The organism is Spirochaeta isovalerica (assembly GCF_014207565.1).
Lineage (GTDB): Bacteria > Spirochaetota > Spirochaetia > DSM-2461 > DSM-2461 > Spirochaeta_F > Spirochaeta_F isovalerica.
This window is the reverse complement of the sequence record NZ_JACHGJ010000013.1, coordinates 57,706-82,756: the sequence shown is the minus strand read 5'-3', so window position 1 is coordinate 82,756 and position 25,051 is coordinate 57,706. Positions and strand designations below refer to the sequence as shown.

The following is a 25,051-nucleotide window of genomic DNA, read 5'->3' as shown; positions in this document are numbered from 1 at the left end:
TCCGGCACTATAGCCGAAAAAATGTTATTGTTTTTGCTTAACTTTGATTCACACCCTGTGATAAGATAGCACAGTTATGTTTCAATTTGCGGTGGGAGTGCTTGTATGCGGTGCTCTGTTACTGACAATATATTTCATATTCTCTGGCAGGCGGGATCCGATGGATTACAGGAGATGGAGCCAGCTGGACAGACTCATCTCTCAGAAAAACTTCGAGTATCTTCTGATCGATATTCGTTCTGAACGGGAGTATGAAAGAGCTCATATACCCACCGCCGTCAGTATCCCCTATGAGAAATTAATTACATCACTTCCTGTGGAAAATATGTTTTTAACTATAATTGTATATGGAGGCAAGGGAAATAAACCTGTGGCGGCGGCTCGTTATCTGAGTCGGAGCGGGTATTTCAACGTCACCAGTTTCGGGGCCATTTCCCGCTGGAAAGGGGAGCTGACCAGAATCGGTTACAAGGGAGAAAAACATATTGAATATTCCGAAAAAGGGAGAGCTGATTTCCCGGTTTGAAGTTCTATCCATAGATAAGCTCGATGAGTACCGGAGCGTCGCTATTCATCTGAAACATATTAAGACGGGTTGCCGGGTCTATAAAATTTACAATGATGATGAGGAGAATCTCTTCTCATTTACTTTCAGAACCCCTCCGTCCGACAATACTGGTGTCGCCCATATTCTCGAACATACGGTATTGTGCGGGTCGGAAAAGTTCCCGGTCAAAGATCCCTTCCTGTCCATGGCAAAGGGCAGTATGAATACTTTTCTCAATGCCATGACTTTTCCCGATAAAACCATGTATCCCGCCGGAAGCGCTGTGGAACAGGATTATTTCAATCTCATGCATGTTTACGGCGATGCGGTTTTCTTTCCTCTTCTGAAAGAGCATATGTTCAGGCAGGAAGGGCACCGGCTGGAGATCGATGAAGAAGGGCATCTCTACCGGACCGGAATTGTCTTCAATGAAATGAAGGGAAGTTACAGCTCTGTGGAATCCATAGCCGCCGAATGGTCGGGCCGTTCGCTCTTTCCCGAGAACACCTACGGATATGATTCGGGAGGCGATCCCGATGAAATTCCCGAGCTCACTTATGAGCAGTTCGTCAGCTTTCACAACACCTATTACCATCCTTCCAACTGTCTCATCTCTCTTTACGGAAACAGCGATCTGAAAAAAAATCTCGATTTTATCGATGAGAATTTTCTCGGAAGGTTTGAAGGCCACCGGCTGATTGATTCCGAGGTCCGGTCTCAGAGCCGGTGGAGGGAGCCGGTATATCTGGAGAAGTTCTGGCCGTCATCGCCGGAAGATGAAAGTCTGTCGGGAAAAACAACCCATACGCTGAACTGGCGTCTGTTCCCTGTCACGGAACCGGAGAAGGTTATTGAAACCCAGATCGTCTCAGAGGTTCTTATGGGAAATGCCGGTTCACCGCTCCTCATGGCTCTTCAGCAGTCCGATGTGGGAGAGGATGTCTCTCCGGTCAGCGGACTTGAAATGGAGCTCCAGGATCTCATTTTCACGGCTGCTGTACGGGGATCCGATCCCGAGAGGAGAGACGAGTTCGTAAAGCTTGTCTTCGATACGCTGGAACAGGTTGTAAAGCAGGGAATAGATGCCGACCAGATCGAAGCCGCCATTCATGCCGTAGAATTCCGGGTCAGGGAAATCAGGGGCGGAGGTCCTTTCGGACTGAGGCTCATCCGGAAGCAGCTCCGTGGCTGGCTCCATGGAGCGGGACCTTCAAGAACGCTCCGGTTCAATAAATACATAGAGCAGGTTAAAAGTAACTGCCGGACGGCAGGCTACCTGGAAAATCTGATAAAAGAGCTTTTTCTGGACAATAAACACTATTCGGTTGTTACGGTCCGTCCCGATCCAGCCCTTCAGCAGGTCGTCGATGCCCGAAACGCCGAAGCCATGGAGAGTCTCAGGAAATCCATGAGCGACAAAGACCTGGATGATCTGAGACAGAAAAATCATGAGCTCAGAATGTACCAGGAGACACCCGATTCCGATGAAGCCAGACAGACCATACCTTCACTCAGCCGCGATGATGTCCCTCACAAAGTCCTGACTATTCCTACAGAGAAAGGTATCTCACGGGGCATAAACTGGTACAAGCATGAGCTTTTTACCAATGGCATCATCTACTGCGACATGGGTTTTACCATGGACAGCCTTCCGCCGGAATTGATGATCTGGATGCCCCTGTTCTGCAAAGGCCTCTCTTCCATGGGAATGAAAGGCGTACCCTATGACGAGACGGCCAGACTCATCTCCCTTCATACGGGAGGTTTCGGTTGCTCGCTGGAAGCCAGCAGTACGTTGCATAACGACCGGATGCTGAAAGTCATATATGTCCGTTTCAAGATGCTCAGCGAACAGACTGCCGCCGGGCTCGATCTTGTTTCCCGCTTGATCAGAGATATCGATTTTTTCGATCTGAAGCGGCTTAGAGATCTGATTTTAGAGATCAGGAATGATTACAAGTCTTCAATCATCCCTTCGGGACATTCCTATGCCATGATGCGTTCCGGGTGCCGTTTTTCCGAAGCTTCGGCTCTTGAGGAGAGTTGGTACGGGATTACGCAGCTTGAACACCTGGCTGCAATTTCAGAAGACCTGTCCGATGAGGCCCTTGAGAATATTGCTGCGACTCTGGATAAAGTCCGCACGTCGCTTTTTAACAGGGAAGCCATAAAAATCAATGTGACTGCTCCTTTCGGAGAAGGCGACGGTATTGTCGCCATGCTGATTGAAGACCTGAACAGCCTTGAAGAAGGGGATTTCAGGGAATCTCCCTTACCGGAGCTCTTCCGTCATGATACTGAAGCCGAGGGGCTGGCTGTTCCCTCAACTGTGTCTTATGTTTCGCTCTCGCTTCCGGGCAGCAGACTGGGGACAAAAGAGCATGCCGCTTCGCTTCTGCTGTCCCATCTGCTTAAAACCGGTTATCTGTGGGAACAGATCCGCATGAGAGGCGGGGCTTACGGCGCTTTCGCTTCCGTCTCGGGTCTGGAGGAAGTTTTTTCTTTCGGATCATACCGGGACCCTAATATCGCAAAGACACTGGATGCCTATAAAAAAAGCCTCGAATATATGATGGAAAATGTTTCCGATGAGGATCTTGAAAAGGCTCTGATCGGTATGGTGGGAAAAGAGCTCAGGCCCCTGTCCCCTGCAGAATCGGGTATTGTGTCATTTAAAAGGGATCTTCTGGGAATCTCCGATGACATCCGCCAGAAGAAGCGCGATTATCTTCTGGAGATTACCGCCGGGGATATTAAGGAAACAGCCTCCATTCTCCTGGCAAGATGGGATGAAGCTGTCATCACCATTATTTCCGGAAGCGATGCTTTGTCGGCCGCCGCCGGAGAGATCTCCTCATTGAACGGATGTATCAGGGAGCTCCCGCAGTAGATTCAACCGTCTTAACAGGACCGGTACTATGGGGCTCAATGCTATCAGAACGGGGAGAAATACCAATATTTCAATCAGATTATCCTGGCGCACCGGCGTCAGGATTTTTATGGCTATCATAATCATTGCTGAAACAGATTGAATGAGCCAAAGCATATCCAGCCTTTTCCGCCATGGCTCTCCCTTCCGGATGTAGAGGATCGCGGCGGGTATGGCAAAAAGAGCCACCGGATTGATCATGAACAGGTTCAGATTGTCGTAGGAATAACTGTGGTCGGTAAAGCCGGCCAGAAAGAGAAGCACAGATCCGATAAGGCCGATTAACAAGGCCAATGCTATGTTCAGCACACCATAGAGTCTTCTCCTCTTTCCTGAAACCTTAATATTGAGAAACAGGATCGCGGAGAAAAGGAACAGACCGAGCAGTAGAGCCGGAAGAATAGGTTTTTTATATTCTGAAGGGATTATCCTTCTTCCTTCCGCTTTATTGAGTACGTTGATTTCGCTTACCAGTGGTACTGTTTCCCCTGAGCTGTTTCTGTAGGAGAACGTGCTGACGTATTGTCCCATGACTTCGGGGAGAAACATCTCTTCCCAGACATTTATTTTCCTGTCAATGGGCGTTCCCTGAAGCAGGGAAAGTGATGATCCGATCAATTTGTTCCGGGATGTGAAGCGCAGAAAGCTGTCTCTGTAAGTGGAACCCGGTTCTTTTTCGCTTTGCTCCTTCAGAGCCCCGTCGGTCGCATTATCGATATAATCGCGGATGCGGGTGGAACAGTTATCGAAATAGTGATGGTATAGATAGGTTCTGTTTTCGGGTCGGGATTTTTCTATCAGCGCATTGTACATCTCTTTCTTTTTCTGAGGCGGCAGGTTCAGAACATATTCTGTCAAATCCCGGTTTTCTCTGACGACGGAACGGATATACGATTCGGTATAAGCAGCATAAGCCATATAGAGCAAACGGCCGATGGCGAAATTTTTGAAGAAATCGTCATCTTCAAAATAAAAATTCCCGAAATCGAAAAAGATATCACTATCTCTGCTGTTGTCTTTGATGGCAAGTCCCGTATGGCCCCAATAGGAGTAGACTGGATCGCCCGGCCCGATAACAAACAGGCGGATTTCCAGATCCTCTCCGGTCGATTCCGGTGCGCCGTATAGGGGTACAAGGGATAGAAGAAGAAACAGGAATGCAGTGGCGTGTCTGTACAATCTCATGAAGATTATTATGCACAGTTTTTTTTTCTTCGCAAGCTGTTGCATCCGGGCTGATCTTGTCCTGTTCTGTAAAAAGTTTTTAAAAAAACGTGTCAAAAGTTCCGAAGAGCTATAAACTGTTTTCAGCGGGAACAACCGCTTCAGGAGATGTAATTGGCGGCGCGAATCGGTGAGTGGATGATAGTGGAAGGCCTGCTGTCAGCCAGAGAAGTAGAGTTGATTGTAGATACCCAGGATAGAGGCGATAAAAGACTCTTCGGCGAGATTGCCGTCGCTAATGCCTACATTACACCCTTTGATGTACAGAGATTTCTCAGTTTAAAAGAGGGGAATGAAGAAAAAAAATAGTTTTTTATACTTATTTATTTGATTCTACCGTTAAAACTGTTAAAATGTAAGCAATCTTTAGAAGAGTGCAAATCATAGAGATTACTCTGTATAAGATAGGAAAAATAATTTTTAATTAGGAGTTTTTAAATGGCTGAAAAAGAAACATTGGTTGTATCGTCGAAGGTAAAAAACTACATTAAGTCAAACGGAGATCTCAAATGCTCTGCCAAAGTTATTGATTCTCTTTCTGATAAAATCAGAGAGATCTGCGATGCTGCTATTGAAAATGCTAAAAACGATAAGAGAAAAACTGTTCAGGAAAAAGACATCGTTTAATCCTATCCATATAAAAAAAGGGCTGTTCTTAATCTGAACAAGCCCTTTTTTTATACCGCAAATTTTCAGGAATCTCTCAGACTTTTTTCCAGGGATTTTTCCCTTTACCGAGTTTGCGCTTAAGTTCAGCTTCTTCTTTCACGCGCTCTTCCTCTTCTTTTTTCAGGCGGTTATTGCGGCGCTCTTCTTCCTCCTCTCTGGCAATAAGCCAGGGAGATTTGATTTTCTTGTCATCAGGAAGATCCTGCTTTTCTGTTTTTACTTTTACTTTTACGGGTTTTTCCGTTTTTATTTTCTTCAGATCAATTTTATCCAGATCTAATCCCTTCAGATCCGTTCCCCTGAAATCTGTCTGATCAAACCGGCAATCGGTAAAATTGATTCCTTGAATCTGAGCGCCGCTGAAAACGGCGTGAGAAAGATCTGTTCTGGTCATATCGGATTTTTTCAAATTGGCTTTACCGAGACGGCAGCCCTGAAGATTGGCAGAATGGAAAGAGCTGTTTTCCAGTTTAGCGCCTGATAAATTGGCTCTCCGGAGATCACTTCCTGTAAAATCGGCGCCGCTCAGATCGGCATTTGCGAGGTTGATTTCCTTCAGATTGAAGTCGCTGAGGTTAATTCCCTTCAGATCTGCCTTAAAGCGCGGACCGCTTTTCTTTACAAAGCTGTTCCATGCGAGAATATTATCCTCTCTGATAGCTTTCATTAGAACTTTCAGCTGTCTCTCATTACCGCTGAAGTCTGATTGATGGATAAACATCAATGATCTCCTGTCCCTATAAAATGTCGGTCAATCATAGTCAAAAAGTTTAAATGCTTCAAGCTCTCACGATTCTCTTTGAGCCGATTCGCTGAAATTAAGAGTGTAGGAGGTTCCCCTGTCTCTGTTTATCTGAAGATCCCCATCAATCTGGTCGCTCAGAACTCTTATAAGTTTGGTTCCGAGTGATTTGGTTTTTGAAGGATCAAAATCCTCGGGGAGTCCCACGCCGTCATCGCTGATAGTCAGTGAAATGACATTGCCATCAACTTTCATGAAGATGGAAATTGTCCCCTGCCTGTCGCCGGGAAAAGCGTATTTTATGGAGTTTGTCAGTATTTCGTTGACGATAAGCCCGCAGGGAATGGCTGTGTTTATACTAAGCATCAGCGGATCGGTTTCGATTTTCAATCCGATTTCAGAGCTGACACTGTAGGTGTGAATCAGTCTCTCCGCCAGTGATGTAATATATTCGTTAAAATCAATAGTGGCCATAAGATCGGATTGATAGAGCTTTTCATGAACAAGTGACATGGACTGAACCCTGTTTTCACTCTCCTTTAGAACATCGAGAAGTTTGGGGTCCTCAACGTTTATGGATTGCATATGGAGGAGAGAGGAGATAATCTGCAGATTGTTCTTAACCCTGTGGTGTATCTCTTTTACCAGTATCAGTTTTTCATCGAGAGATTTTCTGATCTCATTTTCCTTTTGCAGCTGTTCTTCCATCAGCTCAATATTATTGAAAACTGTGGTTATATGGTTGGCAAAGGTGAGAAGGATACTTTTTTGGATTGTATTAAGCACCGGTACATCTTCTATGAACACTATTCTTTCATTCCCGCCGATTGAATGGAAATGGAGAAGGGCCGATCCTTCGCGGTAGAAGATGCTGTTTTCATCGCCCGGCTCACTCAATTCTGCTAAGAGGTCATCATTTAGAAAATCGCCCGGTTTCAGATCTTCCTGTTGAGTCCCGAAGTTTCCTGAACCGTTCAGAATTCTTACTTGCTCTCCTCCCTGTGTAAAATAACCGTGAAATAAAGAAGGACGGCATTGAGGATCAAATTTTTTCAAGATACTGTCGAGGCTGGAAATCATAAACTCCCCGAATTTATCCTTGTCTTTCTGGCTGTGCATTTCTACCGAACTGGCGGCTACCAGTTCGAGGCTCTGCCTGTTCTGCTCTATTCGCTGAAGATCATCAAAATTCCTTAAAGAGGCGATGAGAGTCGTTACGAGCTTGGACGAGGTCAGTTCAGTCTTTTCTTTGTAATCATTGATATCGTAGTTGAGTATGACTTCCATTTCCGGCGCATATCCCGGCTGACCGGTCCTGAGAATAATTCTGACCAGATCGTTTTCAACCTCATTCCTGATATAGCGGACGAGTTCGAGACCGGAATCATGGCTCTCCATGACAACATCGAGGAGTATGACAGCCGTATCGGAATTCTCCTTTATGAGTCTTTCTGTTTCCGCCGTGGAATAGGCGCTCAGAATTTCAAGGTTTCTTCCTTTAAATTGAAAATTGCTTAGCGCCAGGGCGGTTACGGCATGCACTTCCTCATCGTCATCCGCCACGATAATTTTCCAGGGCATGGAGGGAGACTTCTGTATCTTATCCTTAACCGGATCTTCCGAGAGAAAATGTAAAGTATCGTTTTCTTTATTGCTCACAATTGAATTCTAGAGGCAAAGAGACAGTGAGACAAGGAAAAAATTAATCCTCCGGCAGTTGTCTCATTGCTCCCCGGTCAGCTGAGGCTGCCAGAAGGGCATAAGCCTTAAGCGCCGTAGAGACTTTTCTGTTTCTTCCAGCCGGTTTGAAGGCGTCCTTTCCTTTGGCTTCCTCCTCCTTCCGTCTTCTCGCCAGTTCGCTGTCGTCTATGAGTATGTTGATCTTTCTTTCGGGAATATCAATTTCGATTGTATCCCCTTCCCTTATCAGAGCTATGGCGCCTCCGGCTGCCGCTTCGGGAGATACATGTCCGATGGACAGCCCTGACGTGCCTCCGGAAAAGCGTCCGTCAGTGATAAGAGCACACTCCTTGCCGAGATGAACTGATTTGAGATATGAGGTGGGATAGAGCATCTCCTGCATTCCCGGCCCGCCTTTCGGACCTTCATAGCGGATAATGACGACATCTCCCGATTTTACTTTACGGTCAAGTATGGCATCACAGGCGGCGTCCTGAGAATAATACACTTTGGCGGGACCTTTGAATTTGTATATGGATGGATCGACGCCGGCCGTTTTGACTATACAGCCCTTTTCAGCCATATTTCCGAAAAGCACTGCCAGCCCGCCTTCGACATCATAACAGTGCTCAACGTTGCGGATGCATCCTTTTTCTCTGTCAGTATCGGCTTCATCATAGTATTTTTCCTGCGAACCCATGGTCAGAGATCTGACGCGGCCCGGAGCAGCGAAGTATCTCTTCACGGCTTCTCCTTCAGCCGCAGGGCTGAGAATATCATATTTTTTCAGGGCCGCGGCCAGGTCGGGTGTATCGATACGGCCGACCGAAGTGTCTATCAGTCCCGCTCTGTCCAGCTCGGCCAGGATGGCGATAATGCCTCCTGCGCGATTCACATCTTCAATGTGATAGCGGGAATTGGGGCTCACTTTACAGATACAGGGAATCTGCCGGGAAAGCCTGTCAATATCGTTCATGGTAAAATCGACTTCCGCAGCATTGGCAACGGCCAGAAGATGGAGTACCGTATTAGTCGAGCCTCCCATTGCTATATCGAGGGACATCGCGTTTTCAAAGGCTTTTTTCGTCGCTATTGATCGGGGGAGTACCGAATCGTCTCCGCCGCTGTAATACCGCTCAGCCAGGTCGACAATCAAGGCTCCCGCTTCTTCAAAAAGAGAAAGCCTCTTCCCGTGGGTCGCCACAATCGTTCCGTTTCCGGGCAATCCCAGTCCCAGAGCTTCCACAAGACAGTTCATGGAATTGGCTGTAAACATTCCCGAACAGGAGCCGCAGGTCGGGCAGGCGTTTCTCTCCACTTCCTCGACTCTTTCATCGCTAACAGTCGAATCCGCGCCGGCGACCATGGCATCTACAAGGTCAAATTTTTCCGATCCGGAGACTCCGGCCTCCATCGGTCCGCCGGAAACGAAAATCGTGGGAATATTGAGTCTCATGGTAGCTATAAGCATTCCAGGAGTGATTTTATCGCAGTTGCTGATACATACCAGGGCATCGGCTTTGTGGGCGTTGCACATATACTCAACCGAATCAGCGATAATTTCACGGGAGGGTAGGGAATAGAGCATTCCGTCGTGTCCCATGGCGATACCGTCATCGATGGCAATGGTATTGAACTCGGCAGCGAAACAGCCTCTCTCTTCAATGATCTTTTTGACCATCTGACCTGTTTCGTGGAGATGAACGTGGCCGGGAACAAACTGAGTGAACGAATTGGCAATGGCGATGACAGGCTTATCCATTTGGCTTTCTTTCATACCATTGGCCCGCCAGAGACTTCTGGCTCCAGCCATCCTTCTTCCCGTCCTGGTCTCAGCGCTTCTCAATTTATTCGGCATATTCTCTCTCCTTCAGCATCTGCTGATCTTAAGTATTAGTTAAGTTTCTGTAGTATTACTATATTTTCATAAAATCCCTGTTTCGTGAATGACAAAATCTGAAAAAAAAGGAAAAATTACAACATGATACAAAGCAATTTCCATACTCATTGTGATTACTGTGACGGTTCCGGCAAGCCGGAAGATGTTGTCGAAGAAGCCCTTGCCAGAAATTTCGACATTCTGGGTTTCTCCTCCCATGCCCCTATTGCGTCGGAGCCCGAATGGACAATAAGCGAAGCCGATCTGCCTGTCTACCTGAAACATATAGATGAGCTGAAGGCGGAGTACGCCGGAAAGCTGGAGATCTGGAAAGGTCTCGAGATCGATTATATTGAAGGGGTGAGCGGCCCTTCGTCAGAGAAGTTTTTAAAACTGAATCTCGATTATGCCATAGGCTCGGTACATATGATCAAATCACTTGAGATCCATAAATTTCTGGCCGTAGACGGTCCGGAAGCTCATCTGATTGAACTGATTGAAGATGTATACGGCGGTTCAATGGAGAGAGTTTCGGATAAATATTATTCACTTATCTGTGAAATGGCGGAAAAAGGCGGTTTTGATATTCTCGGACACCTCGACCTGATAAAAAAGAGAAACAGGGATAACCGTTATTTCAATGAAGATGAGCCTTGGTACCGGAAACAGGTTTTGAACACTCTGGATTATCTGAAAGAGAGAGATATTGTCGTAGAGGTGAATACCGGCGGTATTTCAAGAGGAGCGACCGATTCGGTTTATCCCTCGCCCTGGATTATCAGAGAAGCTTCGGTCAGGAAGATTCCGCTTATGCTCAACGCCGATTCTCATGTGCCGGAACATATTGATTTCTACTTCAATGAAGCCCTGCAGATTATAAGCGAATGCGGATACAAAGAGCTCCATACCCTGCAGGGCAGCGGTTGGACGTCTTTTCCCATTGAGATTTAAAGATCGCCGACCAGTTCTCTGAAACGGTCTCCTCTGTCAAATTCATTGAGAAACATTCCGAAGGACGTACAGCCCGGGGAGAGAATGATCGCATCTCCCCGGGAAGCGATCTTATAGGCTTCTTCCAGCGCTTCCTTCAGAGACTTGTAAGGACCGTTCCAGCTGATCCCATTTCTTCTGAGAACGGGCATGATTTTGTCTGTTCCGCTTCCTTCGAGGAGGAAAATCCCCTTCGCGCCCTTCAGAGCGTCTCCCAGAACTTCGAATTTCAGTTCCTTATCCGTGCCTCCGGTAATGAGTACCGGGGGATTTTTAAAGCTTTCAACAGCGGCAGCGACGGCTTCGGGAATGGTGGCCGCCGAATCATTGTAAAAATCAATACCTTCTTTTGTGGCGAAATGTTCCATTCTGTGAGGAACGCCTTTAAATCCGGACAAACCCTCCCGTATAAGCTCAGGTTTCAAGCCCGCTTTATAGAGAACCATACCGGCAATAAGCATATTGAGACGGAAGTGTTCTCCCGGAACAGAGAGAGTCTCCGGTACGATCTCGATTATCTCAGAACCGCTTTCTGTAAAAAAGCCTCTGTTTTCTTCGAGCCAGCCGCAACGGCCTGTAATGGGTTCTGATGGTTTGTTCTGAAAAAAACGATAAACATCACCCCGCGATTCGCTGCAGAATTCCTCAGCCCAGCTGTCTTCTCCAAAGATGGAGACCTGTCCCGGTTTCTGATTGCGGTATATCAGTTTTTTATCGTTCACGTAATCGCGGAAAGTCGAATAACGATTCTGATGGTCGTACATGATGTTGGTAATAAGCGCTATATCGGGTTTGAGCAGATCCCTCTCTCCGAGATCGTGGAGCTGCCAGGAGGAGAGTTCCAGAATGACCAGATCGTCTTTTCCCAGTTCGTTGATAAATGAGAGAGGCGATACGGTTATGTTGCCCCCGAGCCTTGTCCGCGGATCAGCCATTTTCATAACGTGATGGATCGCCGAAACTGTTGTGGATTTCCCTTTGCTGCCTGTAACGGCGATCAGCGGATTATCAGTCAGCTGAAGGAAAAGGGAAATATCGGTCTCAATCTGTTTCGCCATTTTCAAAAAAGGCGATCCCGAAGGTACGGCGGGGTTTTTAATAACGAGATCGGCTTCGGTAAAATCTTTCTCCCTGTGTTCCCCCAGTACGTATTGTATGTCGAGGCCCGATAACTGCTCAATTGAAGAGGCGAGTTTCTCCGGGCTTCCCAGGTCAGTTACTGTTACACGGGCTCCCGCTTCGGCCAGAAAACGGGCTGTGGCAATTCCTCCGCCATGAAGCCCCAGTCCCATGACGGTGATTTTACTGTCTTTTAGTGCATTTCTCGTTATAGTCATTGACTCATCTTATAAAAAAACAAACCTTCTTTGCAAGAAGGCGATTCCGGCGATACACTTTAAGTATGAAAAAGGGGAAATTCAAACAATTAATATTCGCGTTTTTACTTTTTGCCGCAACCGCCAGCCTATACGGTCAAAGCGGATCAGCCGTTATCGTTTATGCAGAAGGAGATGGCTTCACTCTGGTCCGTGATGGAGAGACTTCATTTTATGAAGTCGACTACGATGATGTGCTAGGTATGCTTCTTTACAAGGGCGACACGATTCTGACTGAGGAAGACACTTTTCTGGAAATACAGGTAACCTCAAATGCCAGCCTGATAAAAATAGCTGAAAACACCACTTTCGCTTTTGAACGGATCGGTAATTCCGGCGGAGGCACGATCAGTGTCGCCTATGGGAGAATCAGGGCCAAGATAAACAAACTGACCGATGAGGACAAATTCGAAGTGATGGGGTCCGGTACGACAGCCGGTGTGCGCGGTACGGACTTCGGGTATGACCTGACATTCGGGGAAAATTTCTCGGCAGACGAAACCAATGAGGCCATTACTTCAGTTTATTGCTTCGAAGGAGCTGTACAGGTTCTGCAGGAGGACAAGGAGACCAGGGAGATTAAGGAGGTTCTCATTGAAACGGACCAGATGGTGGTCACATCAACCGGAACAACTGACGAACCTCTGGTCGTCTACCAGATCGATCAGGAGATAGACCGGTTCTGGGAAGAAAACAAATTTGTCTATCAGATGATTGAGAAAGAAGATGCCCAGGTCGTCGCCCTATCGGACGGCTCTGCGGAAGATGATTATTATACAGCTAAGATTTTCGGCGAGAAAAGGCGTCTGGAGCGTTCGGGAGGAGGTTTGACTCTCGCCGGAATTCTTCTGGCCGGCGGCGGGACGGCGGCTTACAGCCTTATGGATGAAAAGAGTCTGGGAATCGGGATGATCTCTGTCGGAGCCGCATCTTTCATCTCCGGCCTCATACTTCTGATTAACAGTTCGACACTTCCCGATCCTCCTGACGGGTGGGTTCCTCCCCCTGAAAAAAATACAGATGGCAGTGAAGTTCCGGAAGGAGAGAATTCATGAAAAAAGCCCCCGAATGATTTATCCGGGGGCTTTTCAATATCCAGAAGAGAGAAATCAGATTTCCAATAAATCGGAAAAAGCTTTCAGAGCTTCATCCATCGCGTCTCCGCCGGCAAGAACCTGTTTCGCCAGAACCTTACCGAGCTGAACGCCTTCCTGGTCGAATGAGTTGACGTTCCAGACAAATCCCTGAAACAGAACTTTGTTCTCGAAGTGAGCCAGTAAAGCTCCCAGAGAGCGTGCTGTGAGCTGCAATCCGTAAATGAGCGATGACGGTCTCTGGCCGGCAAAGTTTTTATTGCTGTTCTTATCCTCTTTCCCTTTGGCGAATGCGACGATCTGGGCAACCAGGTTGGCTTTCAGTTTCTGCTGGCTGGTGGAACCTTCATAATCGAGATCGAAGGGAATCTGAGAGTCTTTGAAGCCGATAAACTGGAGAGGCACGATATCAGTTCCCTGATGGAGAAGCTGATAAAAGGAGTGCTGCCCGTTCGTACCGGGCTCTCCGAAGATTACGGGACCGGTCTGATAGTTCAATGGTTCGCCCCGCCTGTTGACGCTCTTGCCGTTGCTTTCCATATCCATCTGTTGCAAATGGGCGGGAAAACGGCTGAGAGCCTGGGAATAGGGGAGAACCGCAGTCTGCCCGTATCCGAGAATATTTCTTTCGTAGACACCGATCATGGCGTCCATGAGAGCGGCATTTTTTCTCAGGTCGAGTTCCAGAGCCGCTCTATCGGCATCATTGGCTCCGGCGAGAAACTGGTCGAACACTTCGCTGCCGAAAGCGAGAGAAAGAACGACACCGCCAACGGCGCTTGTCGATGAATACCGGCCTCCGATGAAGTCATCCATATAGAATGAATCGAGATATTCATCTGAACCGGCGAGAGGGCTTGTCTCGCTTGTTACGGCGACCATATGCTTTGAGGGATTGAATCCGTGTATGTGGGCCTGTCTGGTCTTTTCCAGAACGAAATTCCGGTTTGCCAGCGTCTCCTGAGTGGTACCGCTTTTTGACACGAGTACGAAAAGCGTTGTTTCGAAGTTCAGTCTTCCGAGAACGGCGTTGGCATCGTCAGGGTCAACGTTTGATATGAAATGGCCTTCCATTTCCACATCGTAGATATTTTCAAGAGCGAGGTACATGGCGCGGGGACCGAGGTCGGAACCGCCGATACCGATCTGAACGACTGTATCCAGCTGTTTTCCCGTCGATCCTTTTATTTCACCTTTGTGGACTTTAGAGGAGAATTCGCGGATTCTGTTCTGCTGTTCCACGTAAAAATCTCTCAGGTTTTTGTCTTCAAAAGTCACGTCGCTGCCGAGCTGTCCTCTTGTCAGGTGATGAAGGACTTTCCGGTTTTCACCGGTGTTGATAAACTCTCCGTTCAGGACTTCTTTGTACTTGGCCACAAGCTGCTGTTCATCGGACAGTTTCTGAAGGATTCCGACGATTTCATCATTGACCGCTTTAGCGGCATAATTGTAAGTTAATCCGCCGCCTGCAGGAGCGCTGTACCGGAGAATTCTCTCTCTTGTCAGCTCCTCTTTAAGATCGACGGAAGTCTCAACAGCCCGAAGCTCTTTAAAAGCTTTCAGAGTATCGAGATTTTCGTATTTTATTGACATGTACGTTACTCCTATATTTGTAATAAATACTATTGAAAGAGAGACTGTTGTTCAATAGAAGATTAGGGTTTTTGTTGTTCCAGCATACGGCTGATTTCAATATATTCCCTTTCCGTGCCGTCAAAATCGTAGGTGGATTTGATATCGTGCATGGGAAGGCTGGTAAAGGGGCCTTTAAAAAAGGCGGTGCAGATAGCTTCGCACTGTCGGATGGAAAGTGTTTTTTTCAGAAAATAGCGGCTGTAAATTCCCGGATAACCCACCTCCCTGCCAATGCGGAAGATTTTCATCTGGGTTTTGGGATTCAGAGCTTTTCTCATGCTGTACATGACATTTGTCATGTTGACATCAAATCTGAAGGGATTGGCATACAGTATGGAAGAAAGGCGGAAGCCGTTCCGGCCGTACCGGTCTTTTTTTTCCGGAATGGTGTATTCCGTATCGTTTATCAGGAGAAGCGGCGTTCTTCCCAGGTTATCTTTAACCGGGTCTGTGTATATGGCCGGCATAACGATAGCCGGGTCTCCGGACAGGGAGGCGCAATTAGCCAGAAACCTGTTAATGAAATCCATAGAGGTGAAAGGCGAGTCCGATGCGGCGAAAAGCGCCGGTTGCTTTTCCGATCCCGAACGGGAGGCCCAGTAACCTTTGATCACATTGTCCCCTACGGATTGGGGCGGCGTTTCTTTCCGGTTCACTTTCAGAGCCTCGGCGGCTTCGACGGGAATCGGATCTCTCTGGTCAATAATCCGCAGAGGTTTCCCGGCACCGGCCAGAACTTTGTCCAAACGGCCTTCGATCCTTTCTTTGTGTCCGACGATTACGATATCGCTAATCTGGTCGTCAGCCAACAGGACTTCAAGCGTAAATTGAAGCAGCGGTTTGCTGACTGTTTCGCCATTTATGGAAACGGAAAATTCGTGAAGAGGTTTGTAGCCTTTTTCGATAAAACGTTCTCCGTAATCGCTTTCGACTATACGGCGATATTGTTCTACGGCTCGCTTATTGTTGTATCCTGCTAATAGTACGGCACTGATCATCACTGATAATTATAATGGGCTTTTCAATAATTAAAAATGAAAATCGTCGCGGCTGATAAAATAACAGCCAGCAGTAAAGCTATGTCTTTGCGGGACAATGCCGCTTCGGGGAGAGTGGGGTTGTGGTTATAGCAGCGGCTTTCCATTGCCGCGGAGATTTCATCGGCACGGGTCAAAGTCGTTTCCAATAAAGGGAGGCCCATATGGAATATCCGGCTGAAAGGATTCCGGTTTAACCCGGAAAGCCTGGATTCGGCGGCCTGACGGATTTCGCTGTACTGATCGAATATAAGGGGTATGAACGCAATGGTCAGGGAGAGCATGGTGGCGGCCGGTCCGGCGGGAACAAAAGGGATTTTTCTCAGAAAACGATATAGGGCGCCGTGCAGTTCGGAAGGATCGGTCGTTTGAATCAGGACCTGGCCCGTTATGAGAAGCATGATTATCTTCCAGCAGTAAAGACCGCTGAAAAGCCATCTCTCTTCAATCGGTCCGCTAGAGCTGAACCCCCTTATCGAGGCGACCAGCAGGAGTAAAAAGAGAAACCCTTTCATTTCTCTCATTCTTTTTATCAGGGAGGCGGGAGATGGTTTCAGAGCCAGGGCCAGCAGAGGCAGTATGATCAGAGTCAGAGCCGATAATTCCAGGACCGAACTATGGAAAAGTGTCACAGAGAGAAGCAGTGCGCAGAGGTATTTGATGCCTGTGTTGAGCGAGTAAAGAAATCCGGAACCGGCGCGATAGTGGAAAAACTCTACCTCAGCCATGTCATGTCTCCGCTTTTCAGGCCTTTCGGACGTCTTATACCCCATTGCTCAAGCGAATCGAGAAGGCCATCCGGTTGACCCTCTGCGACAATTCTTCCCTTTTCCATTATAATGAGCCTTGTTCCGTGAGCCAGAACTTTGCCGAGGTCGTGAGTGATTACAATGATGGTATGTCCTTTTTCATGGAGGTCCACCAGTTGGTGAAGGACCTGTTTGACTCCCGAATAATCGAGATTGGAAAAGGGTTCATCGAAAATAAACAGTTCCGGTTCCATACAGAGAATTCCCGCAACGGCAAGCCGCCTTTTCTCCCCACCCGAAAGAATATGGGGACGGGACTTTTTTCTATGGAGTAGTTTTACCTCATCCAGAGCGCTATGCACTCTCCTGTCAATTTCCTCTCTGGACAGGCGGAGGTTTTCCGGACCGAAGGCGGCATCTTTTTCAACAGTCTGACCGATAATCTGACTGTCCGCATCCTGAAATACCAGGCCGATTTTTTTCCTTACTGAAATCAGATCCCCGGATAGCGGAACACCGTCGATCAGTATGTCTCCTTCGGAAGGGGAGAGCAAACCGTTCAGATGTTTCATCAGAACGCTTTTTCCGCTTCCGTTCGGGCCGGAGATAATAAGAAACTCTCCCCTGTTCACCGAGAAGGTTATATCAGACAACCCCATCGTTCCGTCGGAAAAGATATGAGATAATCGGGATATTTCAATGATCGGAGTGTTCTCAGTCATTAAATCGCGGCCGAAGGTATTTCACGATTGCAACTGCGGCGGCTCCCTTGAGCATATCACCCGGTATGAAAGGAAGCATGCCCGCCGTCATAGCTTTCGCCCAATCCATATCGAGGCTTATTTTCAACCAGGGGACTCCAACTAAATAGACGATGGCAATTCCTGCCAGGACAGCAGCAATGTCTTTCCAGAGCCTTGTTTCTCCCGAACCGCTGATTATCGCGATAGTCAGAGCAGACAAGACATAAGCTATGAGAAAACCGCCAGTGGGACCGGCGAAGGCGGCCGGACCCGATGCTCCGCCTGAGAAGACGGGCAATCCGGCAAAGCCGAGCCCAAGATAGACAATCATGGATAGCGGAGCCCATTTTTTTCCCAGTAACAGACCGGCGCACATGACAAAAAAGTTTGCCAGCACTATTGGAACGGGACCTATGGGTATGGCGATATAAGCGCCGACCGCAGTCAGTGCGGCGAAGAGAGAGGACATAACCATCATGCGGATGGATGATTTTTCATTCATTCAGATTTCTCCTGTTATTTTTCATATATGTCTCCGAAGAGAGCTGTTGTTTCAATCTTTCCCTTTCTCACGATGAGAGAGCCGGATTTCGTCAGTCCGACTGCGCGGCCGGTCAACAGGCCTTCCTGTTCCGATCGAAGGCGGACCGCTTGTCCGATCGTGGAATTCCGGTTCTCCCACATCGCCCTGATTGACCCCGGAGTTTCCCTTGAAAGCATTCTGCGGAATTGTTCTTCAAAACTGTTGAGAAGTTCTTTTCTGTCTATGGAATGACCGGATAACTCTTTTAATGATGTTCTGTCTTCCGAGTCCAGCTTATTATTCACATTGATTCCAATTCCAAGATTCAGCCAGCTGATTTTTTCGCCGGAGCATTCCATTTCTGATAAGACACCGGCCACTTTTCCCTCCGGGGCAACAAGGTCATTGGGCCATTTGGCTCTGGCGTCAACTCCGTATAAATCATTGACAGTCCGGGAAAGCGCTGCCACGGCACCGATTGTATAAATATAGTGATAGGCCAGGGGAAGCTCGGGTTTAATTATCCAGGTGAAATACAAGCCGCCTTCCCGGGAATCCCAGGATTTTGTACCTCTTCCTCGCCCTTTATTCTGCTTTTCAGCCACTACGGTCGTAAAATCGGAACAACCTTTTAAAGCTATTTTTCTGGCTTCAGTCATGGTGGAGTCCAATTCCTTAAAAGCATTGTAGTTCTGTTTTTCCTGCGGGAACTCCCAGGGGTAGAGATGATCCGCCTCATCTTTCAGAGCATATCCGGCTGATGATGATTCAATGCCGTATCCCAGTTCTATGAGATTCTGAATCTGTTTCCAGACAGCGACGCGACTGACGCCCAATTCTCTGGAAATTCTTTCTCCCGAGAGAGGTTCTCTGCTGTTTCTAAGCATGGAGAGTATAATCTTTCTACTTGAAATAGATTTGTTAACCATTGGTAATTGAAAGGTTAACGACAAGGGGGCGGAAAGTCAATCCGATATATCCCTGACAGGAAAAAAAAGGCTGCTCCGGGGAACAGCCATCAAAATCGTCTTTTATCTTGCACCGACAAGAGAGATCGATGAAATCGTATCGCCCATTCCGACGAGCGTTACGGGATTGTCTATGAGAATTGTAGGAACAGCAATGATTTCCAGATCATCGTTCTCAAAAATTCCTGTGTTCAGCATATCGTTGGATCCGAACAGTTCAGCAACTTCTTCCGAAAGCGATTTCAATTCGCCCAGACCCGTATCGGAGACTTCGCGGCCGGCGGCCCACATGAGAACGTCTTTGCTGTTAATGGCACCGGTGCCTGCTTTGGCCGCTGCGATGACAGCGGCAAGCTGCATTCCGTTTCTGTTCTGCTCCGGCGTTACGGAGAAGCCCTTTTTCTGAAGCGTTACATATAGTCCGAACATATGGAGCTGCAGTCTCGGACATTTTGTGTACTCATAGACTTTCAACATGCCCTTGAAGAGATTTGAGCTGGTTGTCTTTTTGTCACATATCGAAGCCAGTTCCTCTTCTCCGATAACTTCCAGCATGTCAATCAGCTCTCTTTCGTTAAAGCCCAGACTGTCGGAACGGACAGCGAGTTTATCCAGGAGATTTTTCCGTATCACTTTATCCTGGGTGGAGGCGACCTCAAAATGGAGGATATGGTCCATTGCCGCGGCTTTACGCCATTTTTCAACGATTTCAATTGATTCGTCTATTCTATCGAGACCCTTCTCTCCGCCTTCAAGGTTTTCCTTGAGCATCTGATATCCGGAGAGGATGATATATTCAAAGGGATCCTTCCCTTTATTGAATAGTTCGGCAAAAGGTTTATCAATGTCCAGTTTGAAGTTCAGCGGGTCATAAGTGGCGATGAAGCGGTTTGATTTGGGGCATGTGATGGTTTTCCCTCCCAGATCAAGAGTATCGCCTTTGTCGAATTCGATGATCCAGTGAATAAGGGGGAGGTCCTTGCGGGATATCTCATAGGCTTTTTTCACATTGCCGGCGCCGTCTACCGAAACGAGATTGGGAAGATCGAGAAAAAGTTTTCCCTGCTCTTCAGGAAGGGATGCGCAGTGAACGTATACGGGATCGACTCCGCAGACCGCCATGGCATTGGCTACGATTCCTCCCTGCCCGCCCATCTGGAGCTGATCGTAACCGATCGTGTCGTTGAGCCAGCCATACACTTTTTCATCTTCAATTAACCATTCTTCGGCTATTCCGCCGGCAAAACACTTGATTATTCCCCTTATCGAGTCTTCTTTGCTGTTTATCGAAGTCTCTCCCTCTTTCAGCAGGGCGACAGGGTCCAATGATTCGGAAGCGATTATTTCACCGATCTTTTTTCCCGATATTTTGATAACCGCATCAATATTGGCATTAAAGGCACTTATAAGCCCTTTTATTTTTGACATTTTTTCAAGCTGCGCCGGGGCAGTGCTGTAATTTTTCTTCCAGGAATCCTTATGCGACTGATTTGACAATTTCTTAATCCTCCTGAAGGTATAGTATTGTATGGCCCATAGGGAAGCAAGCCGTTTTTTTATACTTATTCCCAGCTCAGCTCATCAATATTCAGAGACAGCTCAAGAAGGCCCTCTTCCCCGAGAGCATTTCTGAGAATGGAGGGGGCAATCGGCCAAATGGTCCGCATCATGACCGGATCGTCCCAATCAGCTCCCGAATCCTCTTCGCTGTAAAGAAGATCAGAAAAATCAATAGAAACCCTCGACCAGCTTCTGCCTGTGCGGATATCGGTTTCGAAAGCTTCGGCTTCTTCGGGATTGGAAAGGTAGAGGTAACCTGTGGTCAGTCCTTCCGAGGACAGGAGGAATGTCAGTTTTTCAAAATCATCAGGTCTTTTTTCAAAAAAGAGATCGAGGACAAGAGCAACTTCGCCTCCTTCATCGAGGAACGTATTGATCTGATCGTTCAGCCTGTATTCGCCGGCAACCGTGAAAAATTTCCCAACCGGCCCCGATTCGGCTATGCGCCATTCCAGGCGGCTGGATTCTATTCCTCTGTTCAGTTTTTCCATGCCTGAATCGCTGTTGGAATAATCTACGTAAAACAGGCCTCCCTCTGTATGGAGCGAGGGAACTGCTTTGAGAATCTCATCTTCAAATGTCGATATGATTCCCTGATCATCCATGTTTTCTTTAAGAGAATAGAGACCGAGCTCGTCAACAGAAAGTGAGCCTTCAACAGAAATGCCTTTCAGATACCCCTGAACGACATTGTCAAAGTAGGGAACTCCCAGCGTTATGGATATATTTTCCTCCCTGTCCATACGATCCTCACCTTCGAGGAGCTTCAGGTTTCCGAAGGGGATCCGCAGCTCATTCCATTCCCCCTGTCTCAAGCTGATGGGGACGCCCAGAACGATGTGCTCATCATCGATTGTCTGACGCACCATGATATAAGCGCCTGTGAAACCGGAGGGCTTTACCTTTACATAAAAGCCATCGGAGTCAAGGGGCGGGGCGTTGAGAGGCAGATCCAGATAAAAAGTCATGTCTGAATCTTCACGGATGGCCCTGTAATCGTCCGTATCCAGCTGGGCAGAGAAATTGAGGTAAGCGTATCCCCCGGGATCGACATCGGTTTCGCCGCTTATTGTCAAAATGTGCTCTCCCCAGTGCTCTTCGAAAAATCCCGGCATCACTTCTGTAACAGGGCCGTCGAAACTCTCGTATATGGTCGTAGTCGTCGCGGCGCCGCTTGTCGTGGAATACTGACGCTCCATGGTAATTCTGTCGCTGACCTGTCCGGAGCCCAGCTGTATGTCTCCGGATACGTTCATTGTAAAACCGCCGGAGACCGCACCCGTATGCACATCCATGAGCTGAACATTTATACTGTTACTGTCTCCCAGAGGGGTTATATACCCGGTTATGATGGTGTCGGCGCCTAACAGCTCTCCGATATTGACCTGCGTCTCTTCGCTGACGAGGTCGGAGAGCTGGAAGGAATACTCGTCCATTATCCGGTCGAGCCCTTTCCGGCTTACCACGTGACAGTTCTGCGGTGCCCTGTTGGCAATTTCCGTTGTCAGATTGTTTATCAGGTAATCGCTGTAGGGGCTTTCTTCGCCGTTGACGGTAAAATAGTAGACGGCGATATTTGCTTCCTTTTCCGCAGGAAGAAGAGGAATGATTCTCTCCGCCATATCCTGAATGAGACTGTCGAGTTCAGCGACATCCATTCCCGTAGAGGTTGTCTTTCCCGAACCGGTCATGCAGGAGAGAAGAGCAAATAAGGTAAAACTGATCAATAAGATTTTTTTTATGGCTGCCATACCATAATAATAGGGCCGATATGGTATTATTCAATAAAAAAATCAGCTTAAGAGATCGTTGAAATCATGAATGACCCAGGTCGGTTCCGCTTCAATGTCCTCCGGGTCGTTGTGCCCCCAGGTTATCAGCGCCGTGTCCACGCCGGCCGCATTGCCGCTGAGAATGTCGAAAACAGCGTCACCGACAAAAACAGTGGAGTCCGGTTCCGATCCGAACTGCTTCATGGCCCATAAAACCGGTTCCGGGTGCGGTTTGTGGTTCGCGGTATCTTCGGGAGAAGCCACCACTTCAAACAGCCTGTCGATTCCCGTGTGTTTCAGATAGGTGTCGAGGGACTCCCTGTTTCTCGACGTTACGATTCCCAGCCTGGCGCCCCGTTCCTTCAATTTTACCAATCCTTCCTTAACGCCCCCGTAGAGCCGCAGTGTCATTTCATAAATGGTTTTCTGGTAAGACCGGTGGGTTTCAATAACAGCTTCCAGCTCTTCGGGACTCATCTCTCCCAGAAGTTTGATCAGCTGTACTTTGAGGGGAATTCCGACGTCCTTGAAAATGGTCTCCCGATCCACTTCAAAACCGCCGTGAGTCCGGCATGTATGGTAAAAGCTCTGAAAAATAAGTTCCGAGGTATCCAGAAGGGTCCCGTCGGCATCGAAGAGATAAGTGACATATTGTTTCATAGGGAGATTATAGAATAAAGAGCCGCTTTGGAGAAGTGAGTATCTTCGTGTAAAAAGAGCATGTGAATCACATGAATAAAAAAATCTTTTTTTCCCTTTACAGAGATCAGATCTGTGGTAACATAAATTATAAAAATGACAAGTGATTCACATGGTTGCGTGTGGCGCCGGCAGGGTCCGGTTGTAAGGAGTATAAAAATGAGTGTTAAAGATCTTGTATGCGTCGTTACAGGCGGAGGCCGGGGTATCGGCCGGACAATCGTCGAGCAGTTCGCCGCTGAAGGAGCGAAGATGGTAATCGCCACCGATGTGTCTGATGCCACTTTCGCAGAAATGGAAAAAGCCAACAGCAATGTCAGGGGATACGTCCTCGATGTTCAGAACAGCGAAGCCATTGCCGCCTTTACAGATGAAATGGTCGGTCAATTCGGTTCCATTGATGTCCTGGTCAATAATGCCGGTGTCACAAGAGACAATCTCATCCAGAAAATGTCAGAAGAGGATTGGGACTTTGTCCTCAATATCAACCTCAAGGGCGTTTTTAATATGACGAAATATATCGCGCCCAAAATGATGGAAAAGGGTGCGGGATCGATCATAAATATGTCCTCTGTTGTCGGCGTCTACGGCAATGTGGGGCAGTCCAACTATGCGGCCAGCAAGGGCGGCGTCATATCCATGACTAAAACATGGGCGAAAGAATTTGCCAGAAAAGGTGCCAGGGTCCGGGTCAATGCCGTGGCTCCGGGATTTATCCGCACTCCCATGACCGATGCCGTGCCGCAGAAAGTCCTGGATCTCATGGAAAGCAATACGGCGCTCGGGCGTCTGGGCGAACCGGAAGATATCGCCAATGCCGTAACGTTCCTCGCCGGTGATAAATCGGCTTTTGTTACCGGGCAGATTCTCGGTGTGGACGGCGGACTTAAAATCTGATTGGAGGACCGTTGTGACAGACTGGAAAAAAGAATACGAAAAGAAATATCTGTCCATGGAAGAGGCGATCGGGAAGATACCCCGCAAGGCCAGCGTCGTCGTGGGAATGGCATCCATGGAGTCCCAGGGTTTCATGGGCGAAATCCATAAGCATGCTGAGAAGTTCGATTTTCTGCGTGTGAACTCCTGCTTGAATTTCGGGCATTATCCTTTTTGTGAGAACCCTGAATCGGAAGGCGTCTTCTGCAATGACAACTGGTTTTTCGGTCCTTCCACCAGGGCGGCGCAGAAAGCCGGGTACCGCATCGTCGATTATATCCCTAACAATCTCCATGCCGCCGGCATGGACAGAATCGTCTCGTTTAAAGAAGACGGGGATTTCGTGGTTTACTGGGGCGCTGTCAGCTCCATGATGGAAAAATCCGGGTTCTTCAGCCTGGGGCTGAGCAATGTCTATGAACAGGAAGTTATTGAAATGGCCGACATGGTCATTCTGGAAGTCAACGATAAAGTCCCCGTGACCCATGGCGATACGCAGATTCATATGAAAGATGTGGATTATATCGTCGAGTACAGCAAAGATCTTCCCACTATCGGAGTCCTCGAGCCCAGCGATGTTGAAAAAACGATTGCGGGGCATATAGCGGAGCTTGTTGAAGACGGAGCGACTCTTCAGGTCGGAATCGGCGGGATTCCCAACGCGGTCTGCGGACTTCTTTCCGACAAGAAAGACCTGGGCATACATACGGAAATGTTTACCGAATCGATGATCGATCTTTTCGAAGCCGGGGTTATTACAAATAAGAAAAAGACTCTCTGGCCGGGCAAGTTCATCTGCACCTTTGCTCTGGGCAGTCAGCGCATGTACGACTGGCTGGCAGACAATCCCGCGGTTCTCATTCTCAGGGGAAGTTATGTCAATGACCCTTATGTGATTTCTCAGAATGACAATATGGTCAGTATCAATACGGCGATCTCCGTCGATCTGACGGGGCAGGTCTGTTCCGAGTCTCTGGGAACGGTTCAGTATTCCGGAACGGGAGGTCAGCTCGACACTCACCGCGGCGCGGTGATGAGCAAAGGGGGAAAGGGGATCATCGCTCTCCGCTCCACGGCTAAAGGCGGAACCCTATCAACCATAACAGCCGTTCTGGCTGAAGGGGCCAAAGTGACGGTTCCCCGGCAGGATATCGATTACGTCGTCACGGAATACGGCGTGGCCCACCTCCGCGGGGGCACCATCGCACAGAGGGTGAAGGCTCTCATCGCCATAGCCCACCCGGATTTCCGGGACCGGCTGACCGATGAAGCGAGAAAGCTGAAATACATCTGAAAAAG

General features: G+C 48.0%; 22 protein-coding genes. 8 read left to right on the top strand and 14 right to left on the bottom strand.

Going from position 1 to position 25,051, the window contains the following annotated elements; genetic code table 11:
* The first annotated feature begins 160 nt into the window (after positions 1–160).
* Positions 161–526, top strand: coding sequence for a rhodanese-like domain-containing protein (locus HNR50_RS21115; protein WP_184748797.1), 366 nt, complete (start codon positions 161–163; stop codon positions 524–526).
* The gene (locus HNR50_RS21110; RefSeq protein WP_184748796.1) at positions 486–3,437 is read left to right on the top strand and encodes an insulinase family protein; all 2,952 of its coding nucleotides are present in this window, start codon (positions 486–488) and stop codon (positions 3,435–3,437) included. Before HNR50_RS21115 ends, HNR50_RS21110 begins: the two co-directional genes overlap by 41 nt.
* On the opposite strand, the gene HNR50_RS21105 is transcribed toward HNR50_RS21110, so the two are convergent.
* A complete protein-coding gene (locus HNR50_RS21105; RefSeq protein ID WP_184748795.1) occupies positions 3,402–4,661 on the bottom strand; it encodes a lipoprotein N-acyltransferase Lnb domain-containing protein in 1,260 nt (419 codons plus the stop codon). The two genes, HNR50_RS21110 and HNR50_RS21105, sit on opposite strands and share 36 nt — an antisense overlap.
* Positions 4,662–4,814: 153 nt before the next feature.
* Here HNR50_RS21105 and HNR50_RS21100 point away from each other — a divergent pair, with 153 nt between their 5' ends.
* The gene (locus tag HNR50_RS21100; protein WP_184748794.1) at positions 4,815–5,009 is read left to right on the top strand and encodes a hypothetical protein; all 195 of its coding nucleotides are present in this window, start codon (positions 4,815–4,817) and stop codon (positions 5,007–5,009) included.
* Positions 5,010–5,138: 129 nt separating this feature from the next.
* On the top strand, positions 5,139–5,327 hold the full coding sequence (locus HNR50_RS21095) for a histone-like protein (protein ID WP_184748793.1): 189 nt from the start codon (positions 5,139–5,141) through the stop codon (positions 5,325–5,327).
* 76 nt (positions 5,328–5,403) lie between these two features.
* Here HNR50_RS21095 and HNR50_RS21090 read toward each other — a convergent pair whose 3' ends face one another.
* From HNR50_RS21090 to ilvD, 3 genes are all read right to left on the bottom strand, one after another.
* On the bottom strand, positions 5,404–6,090 hold the full coding sequence (locus HNR50_RS21090) for a pentapeptide repeat-containing protein (protein ID WP_184748792.1): 687 nt from the start codon (positions 6,088–6,090) through the stop codon (positions 5,404–5,406).
* Between the two features lie 66 nt (positions 6,091–6,156).
* Positions 6,157–7,770, bottom strand: coding sequence for a histidine kinase dimerization/phosphoacceptor domain -containing protein (locus HNR50_RS21085; RefSeq protein WP_184748791.1), 1,614 nt, complete (start codon positions 7,768–7,770; stop codon positions 6,157–6,159).
* Positions 7,771–7,813: 43 nt separating this feature from the next.
* A complete protein-coding gene (gene ilvD, locus HNR50_RS21080) occupies positions 7,814–9,649 on the bottom strand; it encodes a dihydroxy-acid dehydratase (RefSeq protein WP_184748790.1) in 1,836 nt (611 codons plus the stop codon).
* 123 nt (positions 9,650–9,772) lie between these two features.
* Here ilvD and HNR50_RS21075 point away from each other — a divergent pair, with 123 nt between their 5' ends.
* Entirely contained in the window at positions 9,773–10,621 is an 849-nt protein-coding gene (locus HNR50_RS21075) for a histidinol-phosphatase (protein ID WP_184748789.1), read from the top strand.
* On the opposite strand, the gene murD is transcribed toward HNR50_RS21075, so the two are convergent.
* Positions 10,618–11,997, bottom strand: coding sequence for a UDP-N-acetylmuramoyl-L-alanine--D-glutamate ligase (gene murD, locus HNR50_RS21070; RefSeq protein WP_184748788.1), 1,380 nt, complete (start codon positions 11,995–11,997; stop codon positions 10,618–10,620). The two genes, HNR50_RS21075 and murD, sit on opposite strands and share 4 nt — an antisense overlap.
* Positions 11,998–12,062: 65 nt before the next feature.
* On the opposite strand from murD, the gene HNR50_RS21065 reads away from it, so the two are divergent.
* The gene (locus HNR50_RS21065) at positions 12,063–13,091 is read left to right on the top strand and encodes a FecR domain-containing protein (RefSeq protein ID WP_184748787.1); all 1,029 of its coding nucleotides are present in this window, start codon (positions 12,063–12,065) and stop codon (positions 13,089–13,091) included.
* A gap of 54 nt (positions 13,092–13,145) precedes the next feature.
* Here the strand turns inward: HNR50_RS21065 and HNR50_RS21060 are convergent, their stop codons facing one another.
* The 9 genes from HNR50_RS21060 to HNR50_RS21020 all read right to left on the bottom strand — a co-directional run bounded on the left by HNR50_RS21060 (position 13,146) and on the right by HNR50_RS21020 (position 22,777).
* The gene (locus HNR50_RS21060; protein WP_343060257.1) at positions 13,146–14,717 is read right to left on the bottom strand and encodes a glucose-6-phosphate isomerase; all 1,572 of its coding nucleotides are present in this window, start codon (positions 14,715–14,717) and stop codon (positions 13,146–13,148) included.
* A 68-nt stretch (positions 14,718–14,785) separates the two neighbouring features.
* On the bottom strand, positions 14,786–15,763 hold the full coding sequence (locus HNR50_RS21055) for a glycosyltransferase family protein (protein WP_184748785.1): 978 nt from the start codon (positions 15,761–15,763) through the stop codon (positions 14,786–14,788).
* Between the two features lie 23 nt (positions 15,764–15,786).
* The gene (locus HNR50_RS21050; protein ID WP_184748784.1) at positions 15,787–16,530 is read right to left on the bottom strand and encodes an energy-coupling factor transporter transmembrane component T family protein; all 744 of its coding nucleotides are present in this window, start codon (positions 16,528–16,530) and stop codon (positions 15,787–15,789) included.
* Positions 16,518–17,273: an energy-coupling factor ABC transporter ATP-binding protein gene (locus HNR50_RS21045; protein ID WP_184748783.1), complete on the bottom strand. Its 756-nt coding sequence runs from the start codon at positions 17,271–17,273 to the stop codon at positions 16,518–16,520. Before HNR50_RS21045 ends, HNR50_RS21050 begins: the two co-directional genes overlap by 13 nt.
* A complete protein-coding gene (locus HNR50_RS21040; RefSeq protein WP_184748782.1) occupies positions 17,266–17,796 on the bottom strand; it encodes a biotin transporter BioY in 531 nt (176 codons plus the stop codon). The genes HNR50_RS21045 and HNR50_RS21040 overlap by 8 nt, the downstream gene beginning before the upstream one ends.
* A 14-nt stretch (positions 17,797–17,810) precedes the next feature.
* A complete protein-coding gene (locus HNR50_RS21035) occupies positions 17,811–18,704 on the bottom strand; it encodes a biotin--[acetyl-CoA-carboxylase] ligase (RefSeq protein WP_184748781.1) in 894 nt (297 codons plus the stop codon).
* Between the two features lie 144 nt (positions 18,705–18,848).
* Positions 18,849–20,282 (bottom strand): ADP-dependent glucokinase/phosphofructokinase, encoded by a 1,434-nt coding sequence (locus tag HNR50_RS21030; protein WP_184748780.1) that lies wholly within the window; start codon positions 20,280–20,282, stop codon positions 18,849–18,851.
* A gap of 65 nt (positions 20,283–20,347) precedes the next feature.
* The gene (locus HNR50_RS21025) at positions 20,348–22,096 is read right to left on the bottom strand and encodes a hypothetical protein (protein WP_184748779.1); all 1,749 of its coding nucleotides are present in this window, start codon (positions 22,094–22,096) and stop codon (positions 20,348–20,350) included.
* A 42-nt stretch (positions 22,097–22,138) separates the two neighbouring features.
* Positions 22,139–22,777, bottom strand: a complete 639-nt coding sequence (locus tag HNR50_RS21020) for an HAD family hydrolase (protein WP_184748778.1) — start codon at positions 22,775–22,777, stop codon at positions 22,139–22,141.
* Positions 22,778–22,975: 198 nt separating this feature from the next.
* On the opposite strand from HNR50_RS21020, the gene fabG reads away from it, so the two are divergent.
* Positions 22,976–23,713 (top strand): 3-oxoacyl-ACP reductase FabG, encoded by a 738-nt coding sequence (fabG, locus tag HNR50_RS21015; protein ID WP_184748777.1) that lies wholly within the window; start codon positions 22,976–22,978, stop codon positions 23,711–23,713.
* Between the two features lie 13 nt (positions 23,714–23,726).
* Entirely contained in the window at positions 23,727–25,046 is a 1,320-nt protein-coding gene (locus tag HNR50_RS21010) for an acetyl-CoA hydrolase/transferase C-terminal domain-containing protein (protein WP_221439952.1), read from the top strand.
* Positions 25,047–25,051: the final 5 nt, after the last annotated feature.